This is a genomic window from Psychrobium sp. 1_MG-2023 (genome assembly GCF_030689115.1).
Lineage (GTDB): Bacteria > Pseudomonadota > Gammaproteobacteria > Enterobacterales > Psychrobiaceae > Psychrobium.
This window is the reverse complement of record NZ_JAUYVJ010000044.1, coordinates 1-24,461: the sequence shown is the minus strand read 5'-3', so window position 1 is coordinate 24,461 and position 24,461 is coordinate 1. Positions and strand designations below refer to the sequence as shown.

Sequence of the window (24,461 nt, the reverse complement as noted above, 5' to 3'; positions counted from 1 at the left end):
GAAGCATTTTTATACTATGGCGGGGAGCTTGATATTAGAACCACGAAGAGGAAGGACATTCCCCCGAACGGTAAAGCCCAGACCTCAACGTTATGCTAGAAATAAAAATGCCGCTCACCTTAAGTGAACGGCATTAAACCTATGGTTCGCTTTTTTGCATTCGTAAACGAGCTGTTCACTATTACGTTACAGCTTAATCAACGACACACATCGTCAAAAATTTGCTGTGCTAGTTCAGCTAAAGTTTCATTTGAGGGGTGTGTCTGTGCGTAAGTACGAAGCCCATAAATGCTAACAATCAAGCTTTGTGTACGTTGCGTTGGACTGCGCTTATCGCTGATCTCTCCAGCGGCTTGGGCTTGCTCAAACATCTCAATAAAACCTTTTTGCCAATCGATAAGGTTTTGGCCAATAACATTTTCTACTTCAGGTGCTTGCTCTGACAGTTCACTAAGTGCTTTTAACGACAAACACACTTTTTGATGTCCGCCCACAATACATTCATTAGCAATCCCCTCTAAATATTTCTTTAGTCCAGCTAATATAGTCTGATTGCCAGTGAAATATTGCTCAAACTCTGCTGCACGGTCTTGGCTATACTGCTCTATTGCTGCGACTAACAAGCCTTGCTTATTTTCAAAAGCGCAATAGATAGAGCCAGGATGTAATCCGGTCGCTTTCTTTAAATCTTGCATGCTGGTTTTGTTATAACCCTTACAAACAAAGGCTTTAATCGCCGCTCTTAAAACTTTTTCTCTGTCAAATTCTGCACTGCGCATCGCAACCTCACTACCGTATCCATGCTGTCATTGTAAAGTAATTTGAATGTTTGTTCAAAAAAGTACTTGAATGATCGTTCAACAACGTTTATCTTGAACGTACATTCAAATTAGAGACCTTAGTGATGACCGATAATTTATTCCAACCTTTTAGCTTAAATGATTCAATCCACTTAAATAACCGCATTGTGATGGCACCATTAACCCGTTGTATGGCTGACGATAATTTAGTACCAACCGAAGCAATGGCAGATTATTATGCCAAGCGCGCCGACAGTGGACTAATCATCAGCGAAGCAACAATTATTCGTCCTGATGGACAAGGCTATCCGAATACTCCGGGGATCTATACTGCAGCACAAATCCAAGGTTGGCGTACAGTAACCGACGCAGTACACGCCAAAGGCGGTAAAATTTTTGTTCAACTTTGGCACACAGGTCGAGTCGCACACCCGCACTTTTTTGAAGGTGAACATGTAATTGCACCATCAGCAGAAGCGGTGGAAGGTTCGGTTCCTCGAATGCGCGAGTTAACTTATCAAGTCCCAAAACCAGCAAGCGTTGAAGAAATTCAGCAACTAGTTAACGATTTTGCCAAAGCGGCTGAAAACGCAATCGAAGCAGGATTTGACGGTGTCGAAATCCACGGCGCTAACGGCTACCTTATCGACCAATTTTTACATCATGACTCAAACAAGCGTACTGACGAGTTTGGCCAAACAGCAGAGAACATGGCCCGCTTCCCACTCGCTGTGGTTGATGAAATAGCCACACGAATTGGTTGGGAGAAAACTGCACTGCGACTTTCTCCGGGTGCCTATTTTAATATGGCTGGTGACGATCGCGATCGCGGTGTGTTCGAGTACTTATTAAACCGCTTAGAGCAACGTGAATTAGCGTACCTTCATATGGGCTTGTTTGATGACTCAATGGAGTTTGATTATTTAGATGGTAGCGCAACTGACTTCGTTCGCAGAAACTACACCAAAACCTTAATGGGCGTTGGTGGTTACACTGCACAAACGGGCAGTGCAGCGATTAACGCTAACCGCTTTGATTTACTCGCGATTGGTCGACCTTTTATTGCCAATCCTGATTACATTGAAAAAGTAAAACTTGGTGACACACTCACCGAATATCATGATGATATGTTAGGGACTCTCGTATAAGCGAAGTCGCGTATTCAAAAAATAGAGTCATTAAAGCCCTCTGATTAAGGAGGGCTGTTGTCATTAAGCTATTTGTCTTGTTGGGTTTGTAATGACTCCATATCCGCTACAATTTCATCAAGTTTATCTAGCTGTCGACCATAAAGAGATCTTATATCAAAGCGGTATATAGCAGCAGAAAAATAAGACAATAAAAAGGCAATCAATAAAATGACACCTGATATTATAATCGGCACTCCAAATACTACAGGAATACTTGGAAAGTCTTGCGCCACCCCAACAATTATCGACTGCCCCACCTCTGACAGACCAAAGCGAATCATGCAGGCCATAAAAATCATTGGGTAAATGAAGCGATACATCGACGCATATTCAACCATGACCTTTTTCATCCAACTATCAAATGACTTGATATACTGATAGCTATTAACGTTTTTATCTATTTGCTTGAGCTCAGCAAAAAATTGATAGCCTTTTATCACTAGAAATATCAATAATGCACTGATAAACATACCTAAATATGGTAAGCCACAGGCAACCATTCCAGCTAGGATGATGGCTGTCCCTATGATGATCCCTTTTAAATTCCACTCAAACATCACCGTTAATTTATCCACGATATTTTGTGATTTTTGATTATATAAATCATTAACCTTTGGCACGACTAGCGCACCTTCATCGATAAAACCTTCCTTCCACATTGTTTCAATTGATTTACTCATGTAAGTCCCCTACCTGTTCAATTATTTTTGTTAGTCGCTGCTTTATACGCTTAATGCGTACCCCGATGTTATTAGCGTTGGTCCCTATAATGTCCGCAATCTCCTGATATGACTTTTCCTCTAAATATAAAAGAATCACTGCACGATCTGTTTCTGTTAGCTGCCTAATCGCAACATAAAGCTGATTAATCGATTCATCTTTAAAGCTCTTAATATCTTCAACAGCTTCTGGCGGTAGACTGTCTGACGCCAATTGTTGTGTATTATTCTTGTTCTTTTTTAAATAGGTTAAACAGACATTCAGTGATATCCGATAAATCCATGTTGACCACTCTGACTCTTTATTAAAACGATCTTTGCTGCGCCATATCTGCAAACAAACCTCTTGATAATAATCTTCAAAATCCTCCTGCGAATTAGTGTAAGCGCGGCAAATTTTAATGATGATCGGAGCAAAGGGTAAAATGGACAAAGTATAAAAGTCACTTCCCATAATGTATTTTGCTAACTCCTTGATTATTGTTTGTCTTAGTTAGTGGCAGAAATAAGGATTTATTACACCCTCATGATGAAAAATTTAAAAATAATTTTATAGCAAAAGAAAAGATAATATAAAAAACCTATAATAACAGCACGTTAAATATAAATTGATACAATATTATTTAATTCGGGAGGACTTACTATGATGGGCCAAACCTGTTACTTTATTTAGCTAACAAATTCATTATCCGTCTTTGATCAGCACTAATAATATTAACTTCCACAATCACTGAATCAATATATGAAACGAGAGGACTATAGTCATCTTTTACCAGCTGATTCTCAATAATAATTAGGGATACGTGTTGCTTCAATTCCTTTAAGTCATGCAAACATTTATCATAGAAAGTCAATTGTAGCTCTGTATTAGAGCACCTTGTTTGAATCGCACGCACCTCATTTAGTAATGCCTCAGGCGACATAACTGGTACTTGTTGGCGGTCACTGATTTCATCTGAGCAAGCAGTCAGGATGAGATATATGCCGATAACTATCATGCTACGGTTAAGTGCTAAACTAATACCAGACATTACTGCAATCTCGAGTTAGGTCATTCAGTTAAGTCTAGTCGATTGCTTTCAACTCATCGAGTAACCACCGCTTAAAAATAATCGCATCGTCACTCTGTAAATTATGTTGCGGAGTCAATAAGTAATAACTAAAGCCTGTTATGGGCTGTAGCGTTTTTAATTCATTAAACTTTTCATGACATTTAACTAGCCAACCTTGCTCAACTGCATTTTGTACCAACAAAGAACTGACCAATGCAATACCTTGCCCTGCCAGAGCCGCTTGAATAATATGGTGCTCTTGATTGAACTGCTTAACCTGAGTCCTTTCATAATCCAACCCTTTGGCACTCAGTAGCGAATGCCACGAAATTTTCTCAAGTTGTTCGTTATGCCAAGATGTTTCTAGCAAATTAGCAGCCGCGAAGGAATTAAGAGATCTAATGTAACTTGGAGCCGCATACATGCCAATGTCTTCAGTAATAAGTAAAGTGGAGTTTTTAACTGACTTATCATAGTGGCCATACCGAATAGCCAGATCGATCCGTTTATTTTTATCAATATCTTCGAGTAATTCCGAGGTTTGTATGACCACCTCACTATGAGGCTGAATGTGATTAAATTTCGACAAGTTTGGAACAAGCCACATTGCAGCAAATGATGATGTCGTGCTAATTGTCATTCGACTGTCTTTGACGGTTATCTCATTAATCGTATTCGCTAATTGCTGTAACACACTATATGTCGTTTGAGCTAGTAGCTGCCCTTCAGTTGTTAGTTCTATCGCACGTGTTTTTCGCTCAAATAATGGTGTATCAAGGAATGTCTCTAGTGCTTTAATTTGGTGTGACACTGCCGTAGGAGTGACATGAAGCTCAGACGCAGCTTCTTTAAAACTACCTAAACGAGCAGCCGAATCAAACACTTTTAAGCTATTTAAAGGCGGGAGTTGCGAATACATTATTTTTTCCAGTGTCAGCTATTAATTGCTAATCAATCAGTAATACCAAACCACAATATAGATGAGAAAAACTTACCTATTAGTGAATATCAATCGTTTGTCACCTCAGTAAAAAATTAGCAAAATACTGTGATTACTTTTAAAGAGGACCGACAAGACATGACAACAATACTACACATTGATGCGAGCGCAAGAGAAAAAGGCGATACAACAACAAAACATAAGTCAATTTCAAAATCACTTGCAGCTCACTTCACCAATCGTTGGTTAGCAACCAATAATCAAGATAAAGTTATCTATAGAGATATTGGGGCTAATCCACCAGCCTTTATTAGCCAAGACTGGATTGCTGCAGTATTTACGCCCGATGAACAACAGACCACGCAGCAAAAGTCCTTACTATCATTATCTAATACACTGATATCCGAAGTAGAACGGGCCGACTTAATTGTTATGTCTACACCGATGTATAACTACGGGATGCCAGCGGTATTAAAAGCGTGGTTTGATCAGGTCATTAGAATTAATAAAACCATCTCGTTTGACTTAGCCAGAGGTGACTTTCCCTTAGCTCCAATCATGTCTGGAAAAACATTGGTACTTATTACGTCAAGTGGCGAGTTTGGTTTTGAAATAGGCGGGGTTCGAGAACACATGAACCATTTAGGACCTCATGTAAAAACGGCGAGTAAGTATCTAGGGGTAGAATCATTTCATGAGATTAAGTCAGAGTATCAAGAATTTGGCGATGATAGGCACCAGCAATCAGTGACTAACGCCTATCGCGATATTGATATTTTGGTGTCTACGCTCAGCGAAACTCAATCTTAAGCAAACCAAATAATAGCGGCAAACATTCATATCATTCATGTTTGCCGATTTTATTTGAGGCTATTTAAGGCTTGTAATAAATCTTGTGGCCCCTGATAGCCTGGAATCATGCTACCGTCTTTCAACACAATAGCAGGAGTCCCTGATACCCCGACTTTCATACCCGACTGATACTGCTTCTCTAAGATTGAACCACAAATTTTATTAACCTCTGACACTGTGCTCCGCGATCCAGACATTGCCTGAGTCATCGCAGTGTCTGGGTTAGCTGAGCACCATAGGTTACTCATTTCTTTAAATGTTGACCCACTCGTACCACTACGCGGAAACGCGAGGTATTGCACCGTAATACCTAGATCATTGTACTCTTTCATCTGACTGTGTAATTTACGGCAATAGCCACATGAAGTATCAACATAAACCGTAACTTTATGTATCTCGTTTTTTGCTGGGTAAATAATCATTTGCTCTGCAAATGAGTTTATTTCCTCAACCCGTACGGCCATCAACGAACGCTCAGTTAGGTTGTCCATATCATTAGACATATCGTACACTTTGCCATGAATTAAATACTTACCATTAGCCGAAACATAGAGAAGGCCTCGCTCAGTGTAAACTTCGATAACGCCTTCAAGCTTTGAAACCTCAAGCTTATCTACGCTAATACCTAGTTTGTTTTTGATAGTTTGCGTAATTTGCTCCTCGATAGTTGGGTCTATCGACTTTGCCTGTATGAACAGAGGGGTTAACACCAGCAAAGCAGCTAACAATTTATGAATTAAATACATGTACTTACCTTATCAAGATTTAATTGAGCTCTATTACAGAGCTAATTCCATAAATTCTACACAGAAAAAGGGCAACATTTAAGCTTAAGTAACGCTAAATGCAATGAAACTCCCGAAATAGATATATTAACAAACCTCTCTATTTCGTTTAGCTCTTTGCAATCTCATGAAATTGGCTTTATCACATTCCACTTACAATTGTTGGCTGATAAAATAGCAGTAACCTTTACCAATGAGTGACCCCGATGAGTAATACCCTTCCGAACTGCCCAAAATGTGAATCAGACTATGTTTACCAAGATCAAACTCTACTCGTTTGTCCTGAATGTAGCTTTGAGTGAGATCCCGTGGAACTTGAAGCAGAACAAAATATAACCGCAAAAGACGCTAATGGCACGCTACTTTCAGCAGGTGATAAGGTCACAGTAGCCAAAGATTTAAAAATAAAAGGCAGCTCACAAGTCATAAAAATTGGCACGAAAGCACTGATCAAACGAGTTCAAGATACAAAAGATCATGAGCTTGATTGTAAGGTCGATGGCATTGGCGAAATGATGGTAACCGCGAAGTTTGTCAAAAAAGCCTAACGAGCAAACGAACTATAACCCATCGCAAAAGACACTGGCTATTTATCGCTATTAGCGACAAATAGCCTGTAACCTCCGAGTGACTTGAGCCGAATCGCAAAAAACTATTACGATCTATCCCCCTCAACAAACACACTTACAAACAAAAACGATTCGCATTAAGATTTAATAACTTTCTTTGAGGTGTTAATCTTATGACTCAAGCTCAACCACAATTACAAAACAGCGACATTCTCTATCAAGAGTTAAAACATAAAATTCGTCATGGTAGTGAACCGGACAATCCCACGCTCATCAAAATGTGGCTCGAGCATGGCATCGTTGAACACCTACCCACTCCGCACTTACGTGAAAAGTTTACCGAACAGTTCTACTGGCTACTGGAAACAGTCCTAGACAAGTCACTACCAACCCATTGGCGTGTTACTTGTCTAGACTATATCTATGTTCCTTTAACGTCTTTAAAGCGTTTTGCCCAAGATGATCAATCTAGTAAACATTTACAAAACTTATTTAACGAGCTAGCAGCAACAACCAGAAAAACGACTATTGCCTAATTTTATATCGTTCAAACCGACTATATGGAGTCAACATGAATACCTATCGTTTAGAAAAAGATAGTATGGGAGAACTACAAGTTCCTCAAGATGCACTATATGCAGCGCAAACCCAACGTGCAGTCAATAACTTTCCGATTAGCGGGCAAACAATGCCTAAACAATTTATCAGAGCTTTATTACTCGTTAAGTATGCCGCAGCACAAGCTAACAGTGAGTTAGAACAAATACCAACCGCGATGGCTAATGCGATTTGCCAATCAATTGATGACTTGTTAACGACAGATTATATGGCTCATTTCCCAGTCGATGTGTTCCAAACGGGTTCAGGGACAAGCTCCAACATGAATGCAAATGAGGTATTGGCAAATTTAGCAAGTAAAATCTACAGCGATGAAGTCAATGCTAACGACCACATCAATTATGGTCAAAGTAGTAATGACATCATACCTACAACAATTCATGTCAGTGCAGCGATAGAGATACAAGATAAGCTTTTACCTGCCTTAAAGTATTTAAACGAGTCGATCTGTAAAAAAGCGCAAGAAGTTAGCCATTTTATCAAAACCGGGCGAACCCATTTGATGGATGCGATGCCAATTAGCATGTCGCAATCACTCTTAGCATGGGCTGATCAACTCCAATTTAACATTGCTCATATTGAGTCATTGCAACACGCTCTACAAAGCTTGGCTCAGGGCGGTACAGCCGTTGGCACTGGAATCAATGCTCACCCCGATTTTGCACACAAGTTTAGCCAAGCACTCAGTGATAAGACTAAAATCACCTTTACTCCCGCGGATAATTTCTTTACCCATATTGGCTCCCAAGATATTGCGGTGAGCCTATCTGGTCAATTAAAAGCAACGGCTGTCACCATGATGAAGATAGCCAATGACTTACGTTGGATGAACTCAGGACCTTTAGCTGGCTTAGGTGAAATAGAGCTTGAAGCGTTACAACCTGGTTCATCAATCATGCCTGGTAAAGTGAATCCTGTTATTCCAGAGGCTACCGCCATGGTTTCAGCACAAATCATTGGCAATGACTCAACCATTACCATTGCTGGCCAGTCGGGTAACTTTGAACTCAATGTCATGCTACCGCTTGTTGCTAAGAATTTATTAGAAAGTATCGAGCTCCTAACAAATACGAGTACGCTATTAGCCGATAAAGCCATCACTACATTTAAGGTTAACGAGAAAAAAATTGCCGACGCCCTTGAAAGAAACCCCATTCTTGTCACAGCCCTCAACCCTATTATCGGTTATTTAAAGGCCGCAGAGATTGCCAAGATTGCCTATAAAGAAGGTCGCCCAATCATTGATGTAGCGAATGAACATACCGATCTTTCAAGAGCCGAGCTAGCAAGATTATTAGACCCCGCCAAACTGACTAAAGGCGGTATTCAAAGCTAACCCACTGCCTAACTCATTATGGTGAGTTTACTAAAATCATCCCGGCTCCTGATGGAACCGGGGTCACACACGACCAAGCCCTGAGGCTCTTAATAAAACACATCAAGACGCCGATAAGCCGCTGCATTATCGTATCAAGTGATTAGTCAAAATAGTAACAACGAACGATAATAAGTTACTCTCACATTATCTGCCACAAACGCTTGCATAACCTAGTCAATCATAAGAAGATACCCTCCAAATGAGGGGTCAGAGACATTTCTCAGCAGGAAGCACCAACCACGCTTTAACTAAAAACACCACAGAAAAGGATATCGTATGATTCGTGTGTTATTAGCAATCACATTATTTGTTCTATCAAGTTATAGTGTTGCGAGCATAGATAAATTCGTTAAGCATCATAAATATCGCAATGTAAAAATCTCACCATCAGGGGATTACCTCGCCATATCCAGGTTCCAAAATAATGAATCGGATTTAGTCATTGTTGATACAAAAACCATGAAGGCAGTAGAGCAGTTATACTTTAAAGGGCGCGAAGAGGTCGGCACTTTTTATTGGGCGAATAATAATCGACTGGTCATGAAAATTTTTGCTAAACACCCTGCCAAAGAATCTCCGGTCTATTATGGTGAATTATTCGCGATTGATATGAACAACAGAAATGGCAAACTCATTTTTGGCAATCGTATCACCGCTTCCAAAGCAACCAATGCTAAAGAACGTAAGATTCGTGAAACTCACAAAGCCATGGCGAGCTCTTGGGCTGAAGTGGTCAACTTGCTCCCTAATGACGATCAGCATATCCTGATCACCGCGGAGCCTTACAATGAGTCCCGCACCAAACAAGCTCGTTTGTATAAGTTAAATATCTATACCGCGGCAATTACCCCAGTAACTAAAGAGCCTTTACCAAACTCATGGATCACTACTGACGCTAATGGCGAACTCTTACTAGCTGTTGGTCGGAATAAGCATAATAAAAGAACGGTCTTTACCTATGAAAAAGACAGTAATCGTTGGTTAGAGTCGACCTCATTTGATTATGGCAATGCTTTTTTACCCCTGTCGTATGATGCCAAGACCAATGCATTATTAGCATTAGATAATTTAAATCAAGAAACTGAATCACTCGTTAATATCGATATTAAAACTGGACAAAGAACGCTGATGTTCAATGATCCAAATAATGATATACACCGTGTTGAGCTCACTGACGATAGGACTCATCTGTTCGGTTTTAGCGTGATGGCTGAGTATCCCACGTATTATTTTCCTGACTCAACTAAACAGCAACAATCGATTTTCAAGGCGCTAACCGAGAACTTCCCCGGACAGCATGTTACGATCACCAGCAATACACCAGACTTTAAAAAAATCGTTTTTAAAGTCTCAAGTGACAGAAATCCCGGTACTTGGTACCTATTTGATACCCAAACTAACAAAGCTTCTTTTGTAGCATCGGCGAACAACCAAATTGACCCAGCAATAATGCTATCGACATTGTCTTTTGATTTTAAGTCACGAGATAATCATAAAATACCTGGCTATATAACACTGCCTAATGTGAGTTCAAAACAAAACCTACCGAGTGTCATTTTAGTCCATGGTGGTCCATATGGAGTGAGGGATACATGGGACTATAACCACCAAGTTCAACTGCTCGCTTCACAAGGGTATGCAGTGGTTCAAATCAACTATCGCGGTTCGGGTGGTTTCGGTCGCACACACAAAACAAGCGCATATCAACGTTGGGGCGATATGATCCAGTACGATATTATCGATGGCGTCGATTACCTGAAAAAGCACAACTTAATCGATGGCGATAGGGTATGTATTATGGGTGCCTCATTCGGTGGTTATGCAGCAGTGCAAGCTTCAATCTTAGCGCCCGAGAAATTCCAATGCGCCATCGCCGCGTCAGGTGTTTATAATCTTCATGCGTTATTTGAAGACGGTAATATCCAAGGTTATATATGGGGTCAATCATTTTTAAAACAAACACTCGGTGTAAGCAAAGAAAAGTTAAAGCAATTCTCACCGTTTCATAATATTGAAAAGCTCAATACACCGCTGCTAATTTCACACGGAGAAATCGACGAACAAGCGCCCTATGCACAAGCAAAAGCATTTCGTAACAAATTGAAACAGAAAAACAAAAAGCACTATTGGTTATTATTCGATAATGAAGGACACGGTATTTATAATGAAAAAAACCGTAAAAAATACTATCTCGAAGTACTCGACTTCCTCGAAAAATATAATCCAGTAGGTTAATAGCAACGCATCAGTGGCTTATTTTTCATTAGGCCACTGATGTTTTCACCTCTTAATCAACACAAGATCTCAAACTATTCATGATCATTAATATCAACTCCGGTAACCCCAACAAAATAGCTGAGTACCAACAATACTTAACACCATTAGGCCACGAGCTAACCACCTCAGATCAGGACCTTGATGAGCCCAATAGCGATCATGAAACGATTATCCGTTACAAAGCATCGCAATTTGACGATAATACCCTGGTCGATGACGTTTCCTTAATCATAGAAGGTTTTGATGTCGGCGTTAATATTCGCTGGTTTCTCGAAAGCGGCGAGCTCAATAAAGAAAAGTATCGAGGCTGTAAGTGCCAATTTGTCTGTTACATCGGGGTAAAAAAAGCGGAAACGGTCTTTTTGTATAAGGGAATCGTTGAGGGGGTAATTACCAAACCTCAAGGGCAAGGTTTTGGTATTGGCCCCTTCTTTTTACCAAATGACGCTGCGCAAACGCTAGGTGAGTTTATGCAACCAGAGCATAACCCCCGTTACTTAGCCTTAATGAACTTTCTGGCTGACAAATGGAGTGCTAAACATCAACCACTCAGCCAATGGCAGGGTGAGTTCCAGTAGCCCCCTATTCTGCCGTCAAAAATAATCGCTCAAATAAAACTATGTTACCGGTTGATCTTTCATACGCTCAGCCGCTTTCTCGACCTCTTTTTCCAGTAGTTCTTGTAACTCTTCTAGTTTCTTCTCTTTTTGTTCAGGGCTTAGATTTTCATTTTTAGCAACCTCTTCCATCATTGCTTCTATCTCTTTTAACCTTTCCTTATCAATCCCAAGTCGCCCCTCGACAATATTACTCATTGCATCACTAAGGAAGTTATCGATATTCGTATCGATTTTGCCGCGGTATTCAAATACAGGAGCAATCTCTTCTAAAGGTTTGGTTGACTCGAGTCGTTCAATCGTTCCCGATTGAACTCGTGATAATGCGGCAAGACTATCATAAGTGTTCTGTACCCTCTCAACAGGTTCACCATCAGCCATCGCCCTGGCTTGGTCTGAGATGGTTACGGTATCAGCCTGAGCCACGCCTGATTGATATAAACTCTGATCAGCAACTTTTCCTTCTGTTGGCGTGCTAATACGGCGCGTGTTATCAACCGCTGTACTGTATATATCCGAGTGATTAAAGTTAATCATAAGTTGTCCTAACTTATTACATAGAACACTCAATGAGCAAAAAACAAGCCACTTTTACAAACCCCATATACAGCAAGGGGGCAAACCGCCCCCGAACTATCTCAACATACACAACTAAACATTGCCCTAATAATAGGCGATTTATTGCCACTTGCCGCGGATCTTGCCTCACCCCAAGAAAAATCATATTAAAACAAAAGGGGGAAGGCTCTCGTACTATAGCAGCCTTGTAAACGTGAACGCTGCAGGGTAACGTGGTTAACATCAGACTTATTCGCCTTTCCATTACTCTGTAATCGGCACCAGAACTAAGTCGAGAAAGCTTAAAGGCATGCAAGTTTTTTAAGATTGCATCCCTTTAAACTTTTTGAGGATAAAATCATGACATCAACAATTCCTAATATCGTTATTATTGGTGGTGGTGCTGGCGGACTAGAACTTGCTACCCAATTAGGCCATAAGCTCGGAAAAAAACAACGCGCTAATATTTTATTGATCGATAAAAACCGTAATCATATCTGGAAACCTCTACTTCATGAGGTAGCTACAGGTTCTCTCGATTCAAATATCGATGGCGTGGTCTATAGCGCTCATGCAGCGAAGCACGGTTATCGTTTCCAATTAGGTTGTTTCAGCGATTTAGACAGCGAGAACAAAACCATCACTTTGGCAGCAGAACTTGATGATAACGGTCAACAAATTCTCCCTTCACGTCAAGTCAGCTATGATCAGCTAGTTATCGCCATCGGCAGTGTATGTAATGACTTTGGCACACCCGGAGTCCAAGAGCATTGCTACTTTCTTGACTCACATAAACAAGCCGATCGCTTTCATCACGCATTACTAGACAGCTTCACTCGGATGCACCAACAAGAACAGCAAACAGCTCTAGATATTGCCATTGTTGGCGCAGGGGCTACCGGCGTTGAATTATCAGCTGAACTTTACCATGTCGCTGACTTACTCAAGATCTATGGATTAAGTAATATGACTGCAAAAAAACTTAATATCCACTTGATCGAAGCCGGCCCAACTATTTTACCTGCATTACCCCCACGCATTAGTGCCAGTGCCAAAGCAGAGTTAGAAAAAATTGGCGTTAATGTCATGCAAAATACTCGCATTAGTGAAGCCTCATGCGCAGGATTTATTACCAGCGAGGGCGAACTGATTGAGGCGGATTTAATGCTATGGGCTGCTGGCGTTAAAGCACCTGATTTTGTCAAAGATTTAGGACACTTTGAGCTAAACCGAGCCAATCAAATTGTCGTCAAAGAAAACTTAAAAAGTACCACCGATGACAATATTTATGTGATTGGAGATTGCTGTAGTTTTGACCTTGGTGATGGCCAGTTTGTACCACCACGCGCTCAATCAGCGCACCAGATGGCCAGCTGCGTTGAGAAGAACATTATTGCCGAGCTTAAAGGAGCGAGTTTAGTTAATTATCAATACACTGATTACGGTTCATTGGTCAACCTCTCTCGATTTAGCACCGTTGGCAGTCTTATGGGGAACTTAACCAGCAGCTCGATGTTCGTAGAGGGAAAAATTGCTCGCTTAGTTTACATCTCTCTTTATCGCATGCATCAACGTGCGATTCACGGCACATTAAAAACTGTTGGGTTATGGTTTGCTGAAAAAATAATGAAAGTCGTTCGCCCAAGAATGAAGCTTCACTAGCCGCTCATTACTCCCGCTTTAAGGGGCAGCGTTTCAGTGCCCCTTTTGTATGGAAATGACTAACGTAATAAAATTAGAATAAAGTGGCGAATGAGCCTGTGTGTTTAATATTACTGAGCACCCCTTCTAATTCATCTTGCAACTTATCAAATGCAAAACTTCCCATACTAATGCGTTTTACGCCTAATGATGTTAATAATTCAAAATCAGGCAATTGCGGCATACACATCACATTAATTGGTAACGAGGTCGCCCTCACTAGCGCCGAAATATGCTCTGGTTGAGTAATGCAAGGAACGAAAATCCCATCAGCCCCAGCAGCTTCATATACCTTAATGCGCAGGTTCGTTGCCTCGACCACATCATCAACAGCTAGAATAAATGTATCTGTTCGCACATTAATAAACATATCCACATTATCTTTGTTCAGTTGTGTTTTGATCGCAGACAGATAGTCAGCAAACTGATTTTCATCAACCAATTGGCGCATTCCATCAACCTTACTATCTTCAATGTTGATACCAACAACGCCAACATTAGCTAACTGCTTAATATAACCAGCCGTTTTAATTGGATTGTCACTATACCCAGCTTCAATATCAACTGTCAGCGGCAAGTTACTGCAAGACGCAATCCGTTTAACAATAAACAGTAACTCATCAAATGATATTTCCTCACCATCGGCATAGCCAAGCATGCCGGCAATCGCAGCGCTAGAAGTCCCTATCGCCTCAAAGCCTGATTTTTCGGCCATGATAGCACTAGCAACGTCCCAAACATTACAAATAACAAGGGGAGCGGTTTGATAGTGTAATACATTAAATTGTTCTGTTTTCATTTTAGCTATCTCTTTCTATCGGGGCTTTCAACACAGCACGTGTCGTTATCTGTGGGTATTTTGCAATCGAAGGTGAGGTAAAACCAACGATAAAAATCGACGACAACTATAAGTTATACTTATAATACATCCTTAGTCGTCAGTTGAATCACAGACATGTTAAGTCACATTAAAAATATCAATTTATTACGTAGCTTTGAGTCCGCCGCACGAAACCAAAGCTACAGTAAAGCAGCGGAAGAGCTTTATGTTTCCCAAGCCGCAATTAGCCAACAGATGCGCCAGTTAGAAGCAACGCTGGGGCTAAACTTATTTTTTAGACAAAATAAAAACATGCTGCTAACCCAACAGGGGCAAACCTTATACGATGCTACACGGCAAGCTTTCGGCATTATTCAAAAAGGAATCAATGAAGTAATGGGAGATGATCTCACTGGCGAGATCACCATCACTTCAACTCAAGCGTTTACCACACTATGGCTAATGCCAAGGCTAAATAAGTTTTCAGAACGCTACCCTGAAATCACTGTACGTATCATGTCCTCTCCTAATTACGACAACTTAAAACAGCAACATATCGACTTAGCGATTCGTTTTGGTACACAAGTAGTTGAAAACACTGAACCTGATTACAATTGTGAGTATTTTGGCGAAGACCCTGTCTACCCAGTGTGCTCTGCTCAATTGGCTGCGGCATTAGAAATCAACCAACCACAAGACTTATTACAGACTTGGCTGGTTAGTTTGCAGACCCCCGGCCCTTACGATTGGCCAACATGGTTCGAGCACGTCGGTGGCATCGCCTATCAAGATCACCAACAGTGGACATTGGTTCATAGCACCGATATGGCGTTAAATGCTGTGCTTAATGGGCATGGCTTTACCTTGGCTGCACGGTATTTTTGCGTCGAGCAACTCAAATCGGGCCAATTAGTCATGCCAATTAACATCCCCCACCCAAATATGGTTAAGCGTTACTTAGTTTATAACCCAAATTCAACCAAAAGTGCACGGATCAAGCTGTTCATGGACTGGCTAAAAGAAGAAATGGCTTCAACCAGTGAGCTTTGCTAGTATCAACAACAAGTTAGCGGAATATTGTCGCAGAATAATAACCTAAAACCGAACGATAACATTAAATTAGAAGCATTAAATTCAATGAAAAAGCTATTAAGTAAGGGAGTCATAACACTTCCACCATTATCGGCATTTAGCCCTTATAGAGAGAAGGCACGTCAATCATGGCATACCTTTAATACTGCGCAGCGCTTTTATATTAGCGCGTTACTCTTAATTATAAGCTCAGTCATTTTTAGTGCTGTAATTCCCTCGTGGCTTATACCCGTCATGGACTTTATCGGCATCAGTATGGCGATTATCGGTCTATCCTTGGAGTTTTGGCCGTTGTTCTTGCGCTTTTGGAACAGCTTGCCGGGTAAAGCAGTTATTGTCACTGTCTATGCTTTTATTGGTAATTTTGCGTTAGTTTCTGCGGCAGGCTTAGTTAACGAAATCACCGGTGTCAGTGCCGAGAGCCTACCTTATAGCCACAACTTTAGTGTGTTAATCTCACTGCCAACTTGGATTATTGTTACAAGCTTCATTGGCCTCTTAGTTGTTAACGCCATCATGCCGCTTTATTTATTTCTACTTCTATTATTGAAGCCTTTTGGTGTTCATCGCATGCTGTTTGCGAAAGACTACCGTTTTCCAATGCTGACTTTACTTGTTCGGTGTGCTTTTACAATTGTTATCTCTATTAACTTTTTTGCCTATGCTACTAACTTTGGCCTGGCGGGTGACGAGATCCAGCAAGATATTATCAAGCTCGCGCATAAAGTCGAGCAACAACAAAAACAGCAAGAGATTAGTGACAGCGGGAGTAGCGAAGAGACCCAACCTGGTTTTAGTGTTACCCTTGATGCCCCATTAGCCCAAGGGGAAGAAAGAGTGCTGGAGCCAACCAGCGAAGCCATGGCCCATAACAATGCCTTGTATCAAGGTGCCGTTAGGCAATTACTCAGCTACTTTATCTATCACTATGAAGCCGATAGCTTCTCTCGTTGTCAACACACTGAAGGGGCTAAAATCGTCGAGCTTAATGATTATGAAATTCTTGAAATCACAAAGATTCAGGGCAAGGATAGTGGCTACAGTTACGAAGTAAAGAAATGTATCTCGCCAGCATTCAAATAAAACAGAGGTAATAAAAAAGGTCATTCAAGATGACCTTTTTACTGATGCTGATTCAACGCTTACTCAGCTTCAATATAAAACGCTTCAACGCTACCTTTAATGGTCATCAACAGCGGCTGACCACGGCGATCTAGCGCTTTAGCTGAAGGGACTTTAACCCAACCTTCGCTGATGCAGTATTCTTCAACATCAAAACGCTCTTTGCCGTTAACGCGAATACCAATGTTATGCTCAAAAACTTCTGCCACATGATGTGGACTTTTAGGGTTACCAGACAGGCGATCTGGTAGTGCTGGTTTCGATGTAGTATCGTTCATGTTCGTGACCTTGCGTCAAAATAAAGTGCGATATTGTAGACTTTATAAGCCTTGGGCTCAACCGCTGAAATTATCTAATAACCATCACGCCAACTGGGTAGCTTGCTGCTTAAAGCGGTGATGACCAAAGACTAATATGGCACCTTGAATAATAAACAAGTAAGCCCCAGAAGCGGGCATAATAATAGCGACAATGATTCCAATCACCACAAAGCCCCAACCTAAAGATTTAGGCGGATTAAAGCCTTGAGCTATCGCACTTTGCAAAGTCAGACCAAAGATCACCCAAAACAAACCGGCAAATAAAAACCAACTTATCGCTTCTCGATCAAACATCATCTGACCATCAATAACTGTGCTGCTAAACCAGCCTGCGTTATGCATATCGACAATAATTGGCCAGCCGAGCACTAAGCCAATGAGTGTATGGATAATCCCAGTAATCGTTAAAAAGTGCCCTGAATATTTCATTTGATCCCCTCAATAAATGTTTTTGAGCCTAACGCACTGACACGTAATATCGTTGCAATATCAGGCTTTGGGTAAATTTGTTGCAAACCTAAAAAGCTTGAGTACGCCATGATAGCTACATCATTAGCCAGCTCATCATTCATGCCTAACTCAATGTAACAACGACTAAGATACTGCTGCCGCTGCTGATCTATCTTTGCAAGATGCTGAGCTATGGTTGGCTCTTTTAATGCCCACGCTCGAATGTGCAATTCAGCTTCGATGTTATTACCCGCAATCACTTGATCTAATTTCTCTAGACGCTCTAACGGAGACGCTTGGGTATTTGCTTGGGCAATAAAATCAAGCGTCATTTTTTCAAACCAATAAGCCATCAATTGATCGATAAAATCAGCTCGATTAGAAAAATGGTGATAAAACGAGCCCTTAGACACGCCTTTTAACTTACATAAGGGGTCTATCTTGAGCGCATCGGGCCCTTGCTCGACTAACACCGATAACGCAAAGTCTAACCAATCAGACTTTGAACTTTGACTATTTTTAGTATTCATATGCGCCCTGCCTTGATTGCATTATTTATTACCATACGTGCGATAAAATAATGAAATGGTAAAATTGAATTAACATAAATACGGCCAATCATAGTTTTTTGATTAACCAACGAAGACACCACCACATCATCACCAACAAAGGCCACGGATAAATAAAAGGTCATGTGCTTATCATCAGCAATAGAGATGATTTCATCCGAGTGTTTTTCTATCACCGTTAAAAATCCAGCCTCATCGCCAATGCCCAACTCGTCTGAGTGAGGTGTTTTATGACTTCGCCCAACCTCAAAGCCAAACACTGCCACGACCTTATTACGGATATTCATCAAGCCATTAACCCAGCTTGGCAAATAAGAAAATATGGCATGCTGTGTTTGACTCACAGTTAAGTCGTTACGATTACGCGGAGTGGCAAGCGCATCACGAAAAAAGTGTTGCTGTGCCTTGCTGTTCAATCGATCATTGTATGGCTCAGAGAGTGCTTTAATGCGTTTAAATAACTTCACCGTTTTATTCCATTCACATCTAAAAACAAGCATACCATACAGTATGGTATGCTTGGTGTAAATATAAAATCCTTACTCTAAGTGTTCAAAGCTTTATAACAAAAGAGCGGATTCAGGCTCGAAACAATTAAAAGTAGGGTAAAAAGATCACAGTCAAAGAGGAAGAATAGTTGGCTTCAATATCATTGTCGCCAACTATTTTTTGATGTTAGTGGTTATTCAAAAGATAACTTAAATTTACCTTCTAGGAACTCTTCATGATTTGTCGTCGAATAAATCGAGAAATCAAAATCTGCATCAATGTTCTTAAAATCATTATTGAAATCAAACTGTATTTTACCTGAATGGCTCTGCGAACGATTGCTAATCTCTGGTAAAACATCACTAAAGACTTTTGCCACATTATCAGCAGAAAATTTCGAGTCTAAAAACGCAAAGCTGCCCGTAGGCTGGGTATCTAATTGGAAGTACAACTCAAGTGGGCTGCCTTCATATTGAGTAAATAATCGAATAACGGACGCATGAGCAATTTCTAACAATGAATCATTCGTATCATATAGCCTTACGCTTGTCGTTGTCGAACTACCACAGACGTCTGTCGTTTGCTCTAGATTAGCATATGTAGAAAAATCAATGTTTAACTCACCGTTAGACTCAACTCTTTCATCACTTAACTTTGTAAACGTTGTATTGACAGCAACATTATTGCCACACATCCGTACTAATTGAAAAGCGTCATCACTTTGGCGAAAAACTAACGAACTTTGCTCATTCTCACAGTCAAAGTCTTGCTCAAACTCAGCGACCATAAAATCAACTGCCTGTGGTAGACCACATTCTGCAACCGAGAGCGTTTGAGACGAGACATTAACACTATTAATATGCAATAAATTATCTTTATTAATATTAGCGATTAATGTAGAGCCATCAGCTCTTTCAACATAAGTTTCTAGGCCCGTGTGTTGTAACCATGTACTCCCAGCTGTTAATAAATCATAATCTAGCGTCGTAACAACTGGTAATGTGAAGTTTAAATCGCTTGAACTATTATCAGTTAATTTTTCCACATTCTTAATCGTAACAAAGGTGCTTTGAGCAATAAAACCAAACACATTCCCATTTGAGCGGTCTAATTCAACCTGTACATTAAAACTTGTCGAGTGCTCTACTTCAGGAGCAACGAATGTAATAGTATCGGTACCTTGCCCGCTAAATTTGATGTTTCGGCCAACGCTCCAATCGAATTTTACTTTATCTGCCCCTTTACCGGTCAGGTTTAAGGTTAATGTGACCGTTTCCCCTTCATCGATTTTCATCGAAGTAGTCAAGGGCTGATAAGTAAATTCCTTAGGGCCCGTAGAGTCTTCATCTGACGAGCCACCCCCACAGGCAGTTAACAAAAATAAAAGTGCGCTGAAAACAATAGAGTGACGAGCGTTAGCTCCCTTAAAGTTCATGATTATCCTTAAAATTTTATGAATTATTTTTTCGCTCAGGAGTATATATTTGGAGATATGGGGAAGCAATTATTTTAACTACGCCAATAACTTTCTTTTGTGCAAGTCAAAAGAAGGTTATTGCTTTTCAAGTTTCGCGGTGCTGCGACTAACGTTTAAGTGTTGCAGCCCAAATATCAGCACTGGTGAGTTGTTTATCTTTCTTTTTACGTTTTTTCTTAGCACTGCCTTCAGGCGCAGCCATCGGTTTTTGTGCCGCTAATTGCTCTTCGCTCAATTCAATGACCTCAAAACCCGCGATTTGCTCACGCTCAAGCCTAATTTTATTCTTCTTTTCGATGACTTTAAAATGATGGTAATCTTCAAAATCAATTAACGATAACGCTAAGCCGACTTCCCCAGCACGGCCACTACGGCCAATACGGTGCATGTAATCAGACGGGCTCCTTGGCAAATCAAAGTTAATCACCACAGGAAGCTTTTCAATATCTAAACCTCGAGCAGCAATATCTGTTGCAATTAATATATCAATCTCGCCCGCTTTGAATGCCTCAAGCACTCGGTTTCGCGCCCCTTGGCCCTGATCACCATGAAACACCTCAGCAGTGATACCGCGTTTCGCCAGTTTATCGGCTAAATGCTTACAGCTGTTTTTAGCATTAACAAACACGAGCGCTTGTTGCCATTGATGCTGTTTAATCAAGTGCGCTAACAATGCGGTTTTCTGTCCTTTATTAACGGTAAAAACACGTTGTACTAGCGTACTCGCTTCACTACTTTGCAGTTGTACTTCAACTGGGTTACTTAACAGCTCTTGTGTTAGCGCCTTCACTTCATCTGGGAATGTCGCTGAAAATAATAACGTTTGCTTCTGCTTTGGCAATAAACCTAACAACTCGGCCAACTCATCGGTAAAACCTAGGCTTAACATGCGATCAGCTTCATCAAGCACTAGGGTTTTCACCTTATCTAATTTAACGGCATTACTTGAAATTAAATCGATCAGACGGCCTGGTGTTGCCACTAGAATATCGGTACCACCACGCAATGCTAACATTTGAGCATTAACAGAAACGCCGCCAAATACCGCCACTGTTTTTACTGCGCCATTTAAGTGCACTGCGTAAGATTTAATACTATCGGCGACCTGCTTTGCCAATTCTCGTGTCGGTACTAGAATCAATCCTGAGACATAATTACCTCTACCACGCTTAGCGGCGGACTGCTGTTCGAACAGCTGCTGTAACATTGGCAAAGCAAATGTGGCTGTTTTACCCGAGCCCGTATTAGCCCCAGCAATCAAGTCACGACCCGCTAAAATCGTCGGAATAGTGTGAGCCTGTATTGGTGTTGGTTGCTGATACTCCAGCTCTATTAATCGAGCAAGTAGTGGAGAGATTAAACCAAGTTGTGAAAAATGAGTCGGTAAACTCTCTGCAGATTTAGTGTCGATTGTCATTACGATGAGGGCTCAGGCTAAAGGAATTGGCGGCATTTTAGCTTATTTAAGTCGGTGCTGTTAGTTAAATCTGCCCAGGTTGCGTCACACACCAGAACTTTTTAATTAATAAGTCGCAACGCTTTTCATTCTAACCAACGTAGGGGCTATGACCATAAATACCACACGAATAACACTGCCTGTTTCTGATAATATTCAATGTAAAATAAAGCAATGTCGATAAATACTATAGAAAATTAATCGAGCTTGATAGAATGTAGGCTAAAGTCTAATAAGTATGATTGAATTTAAAATATCGGAGCTTTTTTGAATAGTCGTAGTGTATTAAAACCTCTAGCAACCTTAATAACGACTTATTTCCTCGCGCTACCTTTGCACGCGAATATACTCATTCATACCGACAATACCCACGATTACAACAGCTTAATAAAGTTAAAACCGCTAGGAATATCAGCAGAAACCCAGTTCCACGTACTCGATTTGCCCAAGTCGAATATCCAATTAGAGCTAGTTCCATATAAAAGGACACTTAAATCCCTAGATACTGACACCCCAACCTGTGTCTTAAGCAGGTTAAAAACCAAACAAAGAAAAGAAAAATACCTCTTTAGCCAACCATTAAACCTATTCTTCAGCCGCAGGTTATATCAGTCTTCCACACTGATGCCATTATCGAATGAGCCTGTTGATTTAATCAATCTATTTCACCAACACCCACAAAGAACGATGGTTATTTCAGATCAATTTTCTTACGGGGATGCGTTAGATAGACTTATTAGGCAGCTACCAAAGAAGAATCTAGTTAACAGAGACGGGACGAATCATGCCCCAGGTTTATTAGAGATGTTTTTTCAAAAACGGGTTGATTACGCACTTTTAAACCCAAACGAACTTTATGGCCACTACCTTGAGTTAAATAAACAAAGCTACGAAATAAAAGGAATTCCCCCTTTTATCCTTGGTCACATCATGTGTAACAACAGGCCACAAACACGTTCATTCATTGATAATATAAACATAAAAATACAACAGCTAATCGATTCTGGTGTTTTATATCAACTGCATATAAAGCATTTACCTAAATCACAACATGCCATCTTTCAACGCTATTACCAACGAGTGTTTCAGTAAAGTAGTCATACTTCTTTTGTGAGGCTCTCATCGTAAATAGTTCACCATATAAGCTCGGCAATAAAAATCACATCATCGCTTTTGATATCTTATTTGTTAACCTGCCACTCGATTACAACTTAAAAATGACCTTTATATTTAAGTTCTGAGACATTATGCTTGTGACCATCACAGCAACGTCATTAACAGTTGTTTCCACCAATAAATACCGCTTATCAGGCCACTCAAAACCTTATACAGTAACGCTGAAGTAGACAAGGGGTTCTAACTAAAATGCATACTGATTTTTACCTAACATTTTAGCTTGATACATCTTTTCATCCGCCAGCTGAATCAACCTTTCAGCCTCGATGGCGCTTTGTGGATAAAACGAAATCCCTACACTCGCACTGATATTAACCCAATGCGGCATACTATCACCCGCTTTTATTTGAAATGGTTTTGCCACTTCATCAATTACTTTTTTCGCTAACGATTCCGCAGCTTTGTGCGTTGACAAGTTTGGTAAACAGATTAAAAACTCATCACCACCAATACGCCCAACAGTATCGGTATCCCTAAAGATATCACCCAAGCGTTGAGCAACTTGCACTAATAGATTATCACCCGCACAGTGACCCAAGCTATCATTTACTGCTTTAAAACCATCTAAATCCATGAACATCACACCGACAGCAGACGTCTCTCTTTTTGCCTGTAATAACGCTAACGATAATCTTTCTTTAACGAGCCAAGTACTAGGTAATTTAGTCAATGAATCATAATGCGCTAACTTTTTAAGCTCTTCTTTTGTTTGCTCAAGTTCACCGATTGTATTGTACAATTTAGTGACATCATATTCCGTCACCAAAAATACATAGTCCCCAGTGAGCGGATGCCGACTTGTTCGTATATCTACATTAAGGCGCTTTTCACCTTGTTTAGTCACCATCACATGTTCTTGGTGGCCATCTTGTTGCGCCTTCGCTAAGCTTAGCCTGTCTTGCCCTTGTTGCGGCACAGAAAAGCGTGAAATAAAATCACTGCCCATTTCATCATCTGACGCAACTTCATTACCATAAAATGCTGTGAAAGCCGGATTCTCAAATAATCGCTTTCCTTGCATGTCAAAGCAACTCACTGTGACAGAAGTGTATCGAACAGCCTCCGCAAACAATAAGTTTTCTGGTTGCGCATTGGTATCCATTTGTTCACTGATAAAAGCAATAATTCCCCGATGTTGCTCTTCACCCAACAACACAGCAACATGACGCATGAGCATGACTTTAGGTTGCCCATTGGGATAAGTTGTCCATGGATCAGAGGTTACTTTTTCCAGCGCTGCTTTCACAAAAGTCTGCTCGGTGCGTTTTCGAGCTCCTTCGGTATCTTCTGATAAGTCTTTATCAATCAACTCTTGTACCTCAGACAAGCCCCAAAAGTCGAGCGCGTTATTATTCCCCGGTAACCCTCCCCTAAAATAATCGAAGTCAAACGTAGAATTTTCTCGTATGCTAACTGCAAGGAGATTCACATGAA

General features: G+C 40.6%; 25 protein-coding genes and 1 pseudogene. 11 read left to right on the top strand and 15 right to left on the bottom strand.

The window, feature by feature from the left end; genetic code table 11:
• Positions 1 to 197: 197 nt before the first annotated feature.
• Complete coding sequence (locus Q8W26_RS16900) at positions 198 to 779, bottom strand: TetR/AcrR family transcriptional regulator (protein WP_101215617.1); 582 nt, start codon at positions 777 to 779, stop codon at positions 198 to 200.
• A gap of 125 nt (positions 780 to 904) precedes the next feature.
• Here Q8W26_RS16900 and Q8W26_RS16895 point away from each other — a divergent pair, with 125 nt between their 5' ends.
• Positions 905 to 1,948, top strand: a complete 1,044-nt coding sequence (locus tag Q8W26_RS16895; protein ID WP_101215618.1) for an alkene reductase — start codon at positions 905 to 907, stop codon at positions 1,946 to 1,948.
• Between the two features lie 68 nt (positions 1,949 to 2,016).
• On the opposite strand, the gene Q8W26_RS16890 is transcribed toward Q8W26_RS16895, so the two are convergent.
• The 4 genes from Q8W26_RS16890 to Q8W26_RS16875 form a co-directional block, all read right to left on the bottom strand.
• Positions 2,017 to 2,670, bottom strand: coding sequence for a hypothetical protein (locus Q8W26_RS16890; RefSeq protein WP_101215619.1), 654 nt, complete (start codon positions 2,668 to 2,670; stop codon positions 2,017 to 2,019).
• Positions 2,663 to 3,163, bottom strand: a complete 501-nt coding sequence (locus Q8W26_RS16885) for an RNA polymerase sigma factor (protein WP_101215620.1) — start codon at positions 3,161 to 3,163, stop codon at positions 2,663 to 2,665. Before Q8W26_RS16885 ends, Q8W26_RS16890 begins: the two co-directional genes overlap by 8 nt.
• A 211-nt stretch (positions 3,164 to 3,374) precedes the next feature.
• Positions 3,375 to 3,740 (bottom strand): hypothetical protein, encoded by a 366-nt coding sequence (locus Q8W26_RS16880; protein WP_101215621.1) that lies wholly within the window; start codon positions 3,738 to 3,740, stop codon positions 3,375 to 3,377.
• A gap of 34 nt (positions 3,741 to 3,774) precedes the next feature.
• Positions 3,775 to 4,680: a LysR family transcriptional regulator gene (locus tag Q8W26_RS16875; RefSeq protein WP_101215622.1), complete on the bottom strand. Its 906-nt coding sequence runs from the start codon at positions 4,678 to 4,680 to the stop codon at positions 3,775 to 3,777.
• Between the two features lie 159 nt (positions 4,681 to 4,839).
• Between Q8W26_RS16875 and Q8W26_RS16870 the strand changes: the two genes are divergently transcribed.
• Complete coding sequence (locus Q8W26_RS16870; RefSeq protein ID WP_101215623.1) at positions 4,840 to 5,511, top strand: FMN-dependent NADH-azoreductase; 672 nt, start codon at positions 4,840 to 4,842, stop codon at positions 5,509 to 5,511.
• A gap of 50 nt (positions 5,512 to 5,561) precedes the next feature.
• On the opposite strand, the gene dsbC is transcribed toward Q8W26_RS16870, so the two are convergent.
• Complete coding sequence (gene dsbC, locus Q8W26_RS16865) at positions 5,562 to 6,299, bottom strand: bifunctional protein-disulfide isomerase/oxidoreductase DsbC (protein WP_101215624.1); 738 nt, start codon at positions 6,297 to 6,299, stop codon at positions 5,562 to 5,564.
• A 245-nt stretch (positions 6,300 to 6,544) separates the two neighbouring features.
• Here dsbC and Q8W26_RS16860 point away from each other — a divergent pair.
• The 5 genes and pseudogenes from Q8W26_RS16860 to Q8W26_RS16840 all read left to right on the top strand — a co-directional run bounded on the left by Q8W26_RS16860 (position 6,545) and on the right by Q8W26_RS16840 (position 11,758).
• A pseudogene (locus Q8W26_RS16860) lies at positions 6,545 to 6,886 on the top strand (zinc ribbon domain-containing protein YjdM).
• A 194-nt stretch (positions 6,887 to 7,080) separates the two neighbouring features.
• Positions 7,081 to 7,443, top strand: coding sequence for a hypothetical protein (locus Q8W26_RS16855; RefSeq protein WP_101215625.1), 363 nt, complete (start codon positions 7,081 to 7,083; stop codon positions 7,441 to 7,443).
• A gap of 35 nt (positions 7,444 to 7,478) precedes the next feature.
• A complete protein-coding gene (locus Q8W26_RS16850; RefSeq protein WP_101215626.1) occupies positions 7,479 to 8,861 on the top strand; it encodes a lyase family protein in 1,383 nt (460 codons plus the stop codon).
• Between the two features lie 318 nt (positions 8,862 to 9,179).
• A complete protein-coding gene (locus Q8W26_RS16845) occupies positions 9,180 to 11,138 on the top strand; it encodes a S9 family peptidase (RefSeq protein WP_101215627.1) in 1,959 nt (652 codons plus the stop codon).
• Positions 11,139 to 11,218: 80 nt separating this feature from the next.
• Positions 11,219 to 11,758 carry a non-canonical purine NTP pyrophosphatase gene (locus tag Q8W26_RS16840; RefSeq protein ID WP_101215628.1) on the top strand — a complete coding sequence of 180 codons (540 nt, stop codon included), beginning with the start codon at positions 11,219 to 11,221 and terminating at the stop codon, positions 11,756 to 11,758.
• Between the two features lie 39 nt (positions 11,759 to 11,797).
• Here the strand turns inward: Q8W26_RS16840 and Q8W26_RS16835 are convergent, their stop codons facing one another.
• Entirely contained in the window at positions 11,798 to 12,334 is a 537-nt protein-coding gene (locus tag Q8W26_RS16835; RefSeq protein ID WP_101215629.1) for a hypothetical protein, read from the bottom strand.
• 381 nt (positions 12,335 to 12,715) lie between these two features.
• Here Q8W26_RS16835 and Q8W26_RS16830 point away from each other — a divergent pair, with 381 nt between their 5' ends.
• Complete coding sequence (locus Q8W26_RS16830) at positions 12,716 to 14,017, top strand: NAD(P)/FAD-dependent oxidoreductase (RefSeq protein WP_101215630.1); 1,302 nt, start codon at positions 12,716 to 12,718, stop codon at positions 14,015 to 14,017.
• Positions 14,018 to 14,090: 73 nt separating this feature from the next.
• Here Q8W26_RS16830 and Q8W26_RS16825 read toward each other — a convergent pair whose 3' ends face one another.
• A complete protein-coding gene (locus tag Q8W26_RS16825) occupies positions 14,091 to 14,855 on the bottom strand; it encodes an isocitrate lyase/phosphoenolpyruvate mutase family protein (RefSeq protein ID WP_101215631.1) in 765 nt (254 codons plus the stop codon).
• 156 nt (positions 14,856 to 15,011) lie between these two features.
• Between Q8W26_RS16825 and Q8W26_RS16820 the strand changes: the two genes are divergently transcribed.
• Positions 15,012 to 15,929, top strand: coding sequence for a LysR substrate-binding domain-containing protein (locus tag Q8W26_RS16820; RefSeq protein WP_101215632.1), 918 nt, complete (start codon positions 15,012 to 15,014; stop codon positions 15,927 to 15,929).
• Between the two features lie 84 nt (positions 15,930 to 16,013).
• A complete protein-coding gene (locus Q8W26_RS16815) occupies positions 16,014 to 17,051 on the top strand; it encodes a hypothetical protein (protein ID WP_153071535.1) in 1,038 nt (345 codons plus the stop codon).
• Between the two features lie 59 nt (positions 17,052 to 17,110).
• On the opposite strand, the gene Q8W26_RS16810 is transcribed toward Q8W26_RS16815, so the two are convergent.
• The 6 genes from Q8W26_RS16810 to Q8W26_RS16785 all read right to left on the bottom strand — a co-directional run bounded on the left by Q8W26_RS16810 (position 17,111) and on the right by Q8W26_RS16785 (position 21,812).
• The gene (locus Q8W26_RS16810; RefSeq protein ID WP_101215634.1) at positions 17,111 to 17,368 is read right to left on the bottom strand and encodes a DUF3297 family protein; all 258 of its coding nucleotides are present in this window, start codon (positions 17,366 to 17,368) and stop codon (positions 17,111 to 17,113) included.
• An 84-nt stretch (positions 17,369 to 17,452) separates the two neighbouring features.
• Positions 17,453 to 17,839: a DUF6463 family protein gene (locus Q8W26_RS16805; RefSeq protein ID WP_101215635.1), complete on the bottom strand. Its 387-nt coding sequence runs from the start codon at positions 17,837 to 17,839 to the stop codon at positions 17,453 to 17,455.
• Positions 17,836 to 18,390, bottom strand: coding sequence for a TetR/AcrR family transcriptional regulator (locus tag Q8W26_RS16800; protein ID WP_101215636.1), 555 nt, complete (start codon positions 18,388 to 18,390; stop codon positions 17,836 to 17,838). The genes Q8W26_RS16805 and Q8W26_RS16800 overlap by 4 nt, the downstream gene beginning before the upstream one ends.
• Positions 18,387 to 18,896 (bottom strand): DUF2867 domain-containing protein, encoded by a 510-nt coding sequence (locus Q8W26_RS16795; RefSeq protein ID WP_305473814.1) that lies wholly within the window; start codon positions 18,894 to 18,896, stop codon positions 18,387 to 18,389. Before Q8W26_RS16795 ends, Q8W26_RS16800 begins: the two co-directional genes overlap by 4 nt.
• A gap of 215 nt (positions 18,897 to 19,111) precedes the next feature.
• Positions 19,112 to 20,353, bottom strand: coding sequence for a hypothetical protein (locus tag Q8W26_RS16790; RefSeq protein ID WP_101215638.1), 1,242 nt, complete (start codon positions 20,351 to 20,353; stop codon positions 19,112 to 19,114).
• Positions 20,354 to 20,501: 148 nt separating this feature from the next.
• Complete coding sequence (locus tag Q8W26_RS16785; RefSeq protein ID WP_101215639.1) at positions 20,502 to 21,812, bottom strand: DEAD/DEAH box helicase; 1,311 nt, start codon at positions 21,810 to 21,812, stop codon at positions 20,502 to 20,504.
• Between the two features lie 306 nt (positions 21,813 to 22,118).
• Here Q8W26_RS16785 and Q8W26_RS16780 point away from each other — a divergent pair, with 306 nt between their 5' ends.
• A complete protein-coding gene (locus Q8W26_RS16780; protein ID WP_101215640.1) occupies positions 22,119 to 22,943 on the top strand; it encodes a hypothetical protein in 825 nt (274 codons plus the stop codon).
• A gap of 268 nt (positions 22,944 to 23,211) precedes the next feature.
• On the opposite strand, the gene Q8W26_RS16775 is transcribed toward Q8W26_RS16780, so the two are convergent.
• A partial coding sequence (locus Q8W26_RS16775) for a diguanylate cyclase domain-containing protein (RefSeq protein WP_370694293.1) occupies positions 23,212 to 24,461 on the bottom strand: 1,250 nt, incomplete at its 5' end.

What these genes read in the sequence shown, in the direction of transcription:
- Q8W26_RS16825 (WP_101215631.1), bottom strand. Translation starts at nt 14,855, where the DNA reads ATGAAAACAGAACAATTTAATGTATTACACTATCAAACCGCTCCCCTT.
- Q8W26_RS16900 (WP_101215617.1), bottom strand. Translation starts at nt 779, where the DNA reads ATGCGCAGTGCAGAATTTGACAGAGAAAAAGTTTTAAGAGCGGCGATT.
- Q8W26_RS16790 (WP_101215638.1), bottom strand. Translation starts at nt 20,353, where the DNA reads ATGAACTTTAAGGGAGCTAACGCTCGTCACTCTATTGTTTTCAGCGCA.
- Q8W26_RS16880 (WP_101215621.1), bottom strand. Translation starts at nt 3,740, where the DNA reads ATGTCTGGTATTAGTTTAGCACTTAACCGTAGCATGATAGTTATCGGC.
- Q8W26_RS16785 (WP_101215639.1), bottom strand. Translation starts at nt 21,812, where the DNA reads ATGACAATCGACACTAAATCTGCAGAGAGTTTACCGACTCATTTTTCA.
- Q8W26_RS16845 (WP_101215627.1), top strand. Translation starts at nt 9,180, where the DNA reads ATGATTCGTGTGTTATTAGCAATCACATTATTTGTTCTATCAAGTTAT.
- Q8W26_RS16820 (WP_101215632.1), top strand. Translation starts at nt 15,012, where the DNA reads ATGTTAAGTCACATTAAAAATATCAATTTATTACGTAGCTTTGAGTCC.
- Q8W26_RS16895 (WP_101215618.1), top strand. Translation starts at nt 905, where the DNA reads ATGACCGATAATTTATTCCAACCTTTTAGCTTAAATGATTCAATCCAC.
- Q8W26_RS16810 (WP_101215634.1), bottom strand. Translation starts at nt 17,368, where the DNA reads ATGAACGATACTACATCGAAACCAGCACTACCAGATCGCCTGTCTGGT.
- Q8W26_RS16890 (WP_101215619.1), bottom strand. Translation starts at nt 2,670, where the DNA reads ATGAGTAAATCAATTGAAACAATGTGGAAGGAAGGTTTTATCGATGAA.
- Q8W26_RS16815 (WP_153071535.1), top strand. Translation starts at nt 16,014, where the DNA reads ATGAAAAAGCTATTAAGTAAGGGAGTCATAACACTTCCACCATTATCG.
- Q8W26_RS16800 (WP_101215636.1), bottom strand. Translation starts at nt 18,390, where the DNA reads ATGAATACTAAAAATAGTCAAAGTTCAAAGTCTGATTGGTTAGACTTT.
- Q8W26_RS16875 (WP_101215622.1), bottom strand. Translation starts at nt 4,680, where the DNA reads ATGTATTCGCAACTCCCGCCTTTAAATAGCTTAAAAGTGTTTGATTCG.
- Q8W26_RS16840 (WP_101215628.1), top strand. Translation starts at nt 11,219, where the DNA reads ATGATCATTAATATCAACTCCGGTAACCCCAACAAAATAGCTGAGTAC.
- Q8W26_RS16835 (WP_101215629.1), bottom strand. Translation starts at nt 12,334, where the DNA reads ATGATTAACTTTAATCACTCGGATATATACAGTACAGCGGTTGATAAC.
- Q8W26_RS16850 (WP_101215626.1), top strand. Translation starts at nt 7,479, where the DNA reads ATGAATACCTATCGTTTAGAAAAAGATAGTATGGGAGAACTACAAGTT.
- Q8W26_RS16855 (WP_101215625.1), top strand. Translation starts at nt 7,081, where the DNA reads ATGACTCAAGCTCAACCACAATTACAAAACAGCGACATTCTCTATCAA.
- Q8W26_RS16830 (WP_101215630.1), top strand. Translation starts at nt 12,716, where the DNA reads ATGACATCAACAATTCCTAATATCGTTATTATTGGTGGTGGTGCTGGC.
- Q8W26_RS16805 (WP_101215635.1), bottom strand. Translation starts at nt 17,839, where the DNA reads ATGAAATATTCAGGGCACTTTTTAACGATTACTGGGATTATCCATACA.
- dsbC (WP_101215624.1), bottom strand. Translation starts at nt 6,299, where the DNA reads ATGTATTTAATTCATAAATTGTTAGCTGCTTTGCTGGTGTTAACCCCT.
- Q8W26_RS16885 (WP_101215620.1), bottom strand. Translation starts at nt 3,163, where the DNA reads ATGGGAAGTGACTTTTATACTTTGTCCATTTTACCCTTTGCTCCGATC.
- Q8W26_RS16870 (WP_101215623.1), top strand. Translation starts at nt 4,840, where the DNA reads ATGACAACAATACTACACATTGATGCGAGCGCAAGAGAAAAAGGCGAT.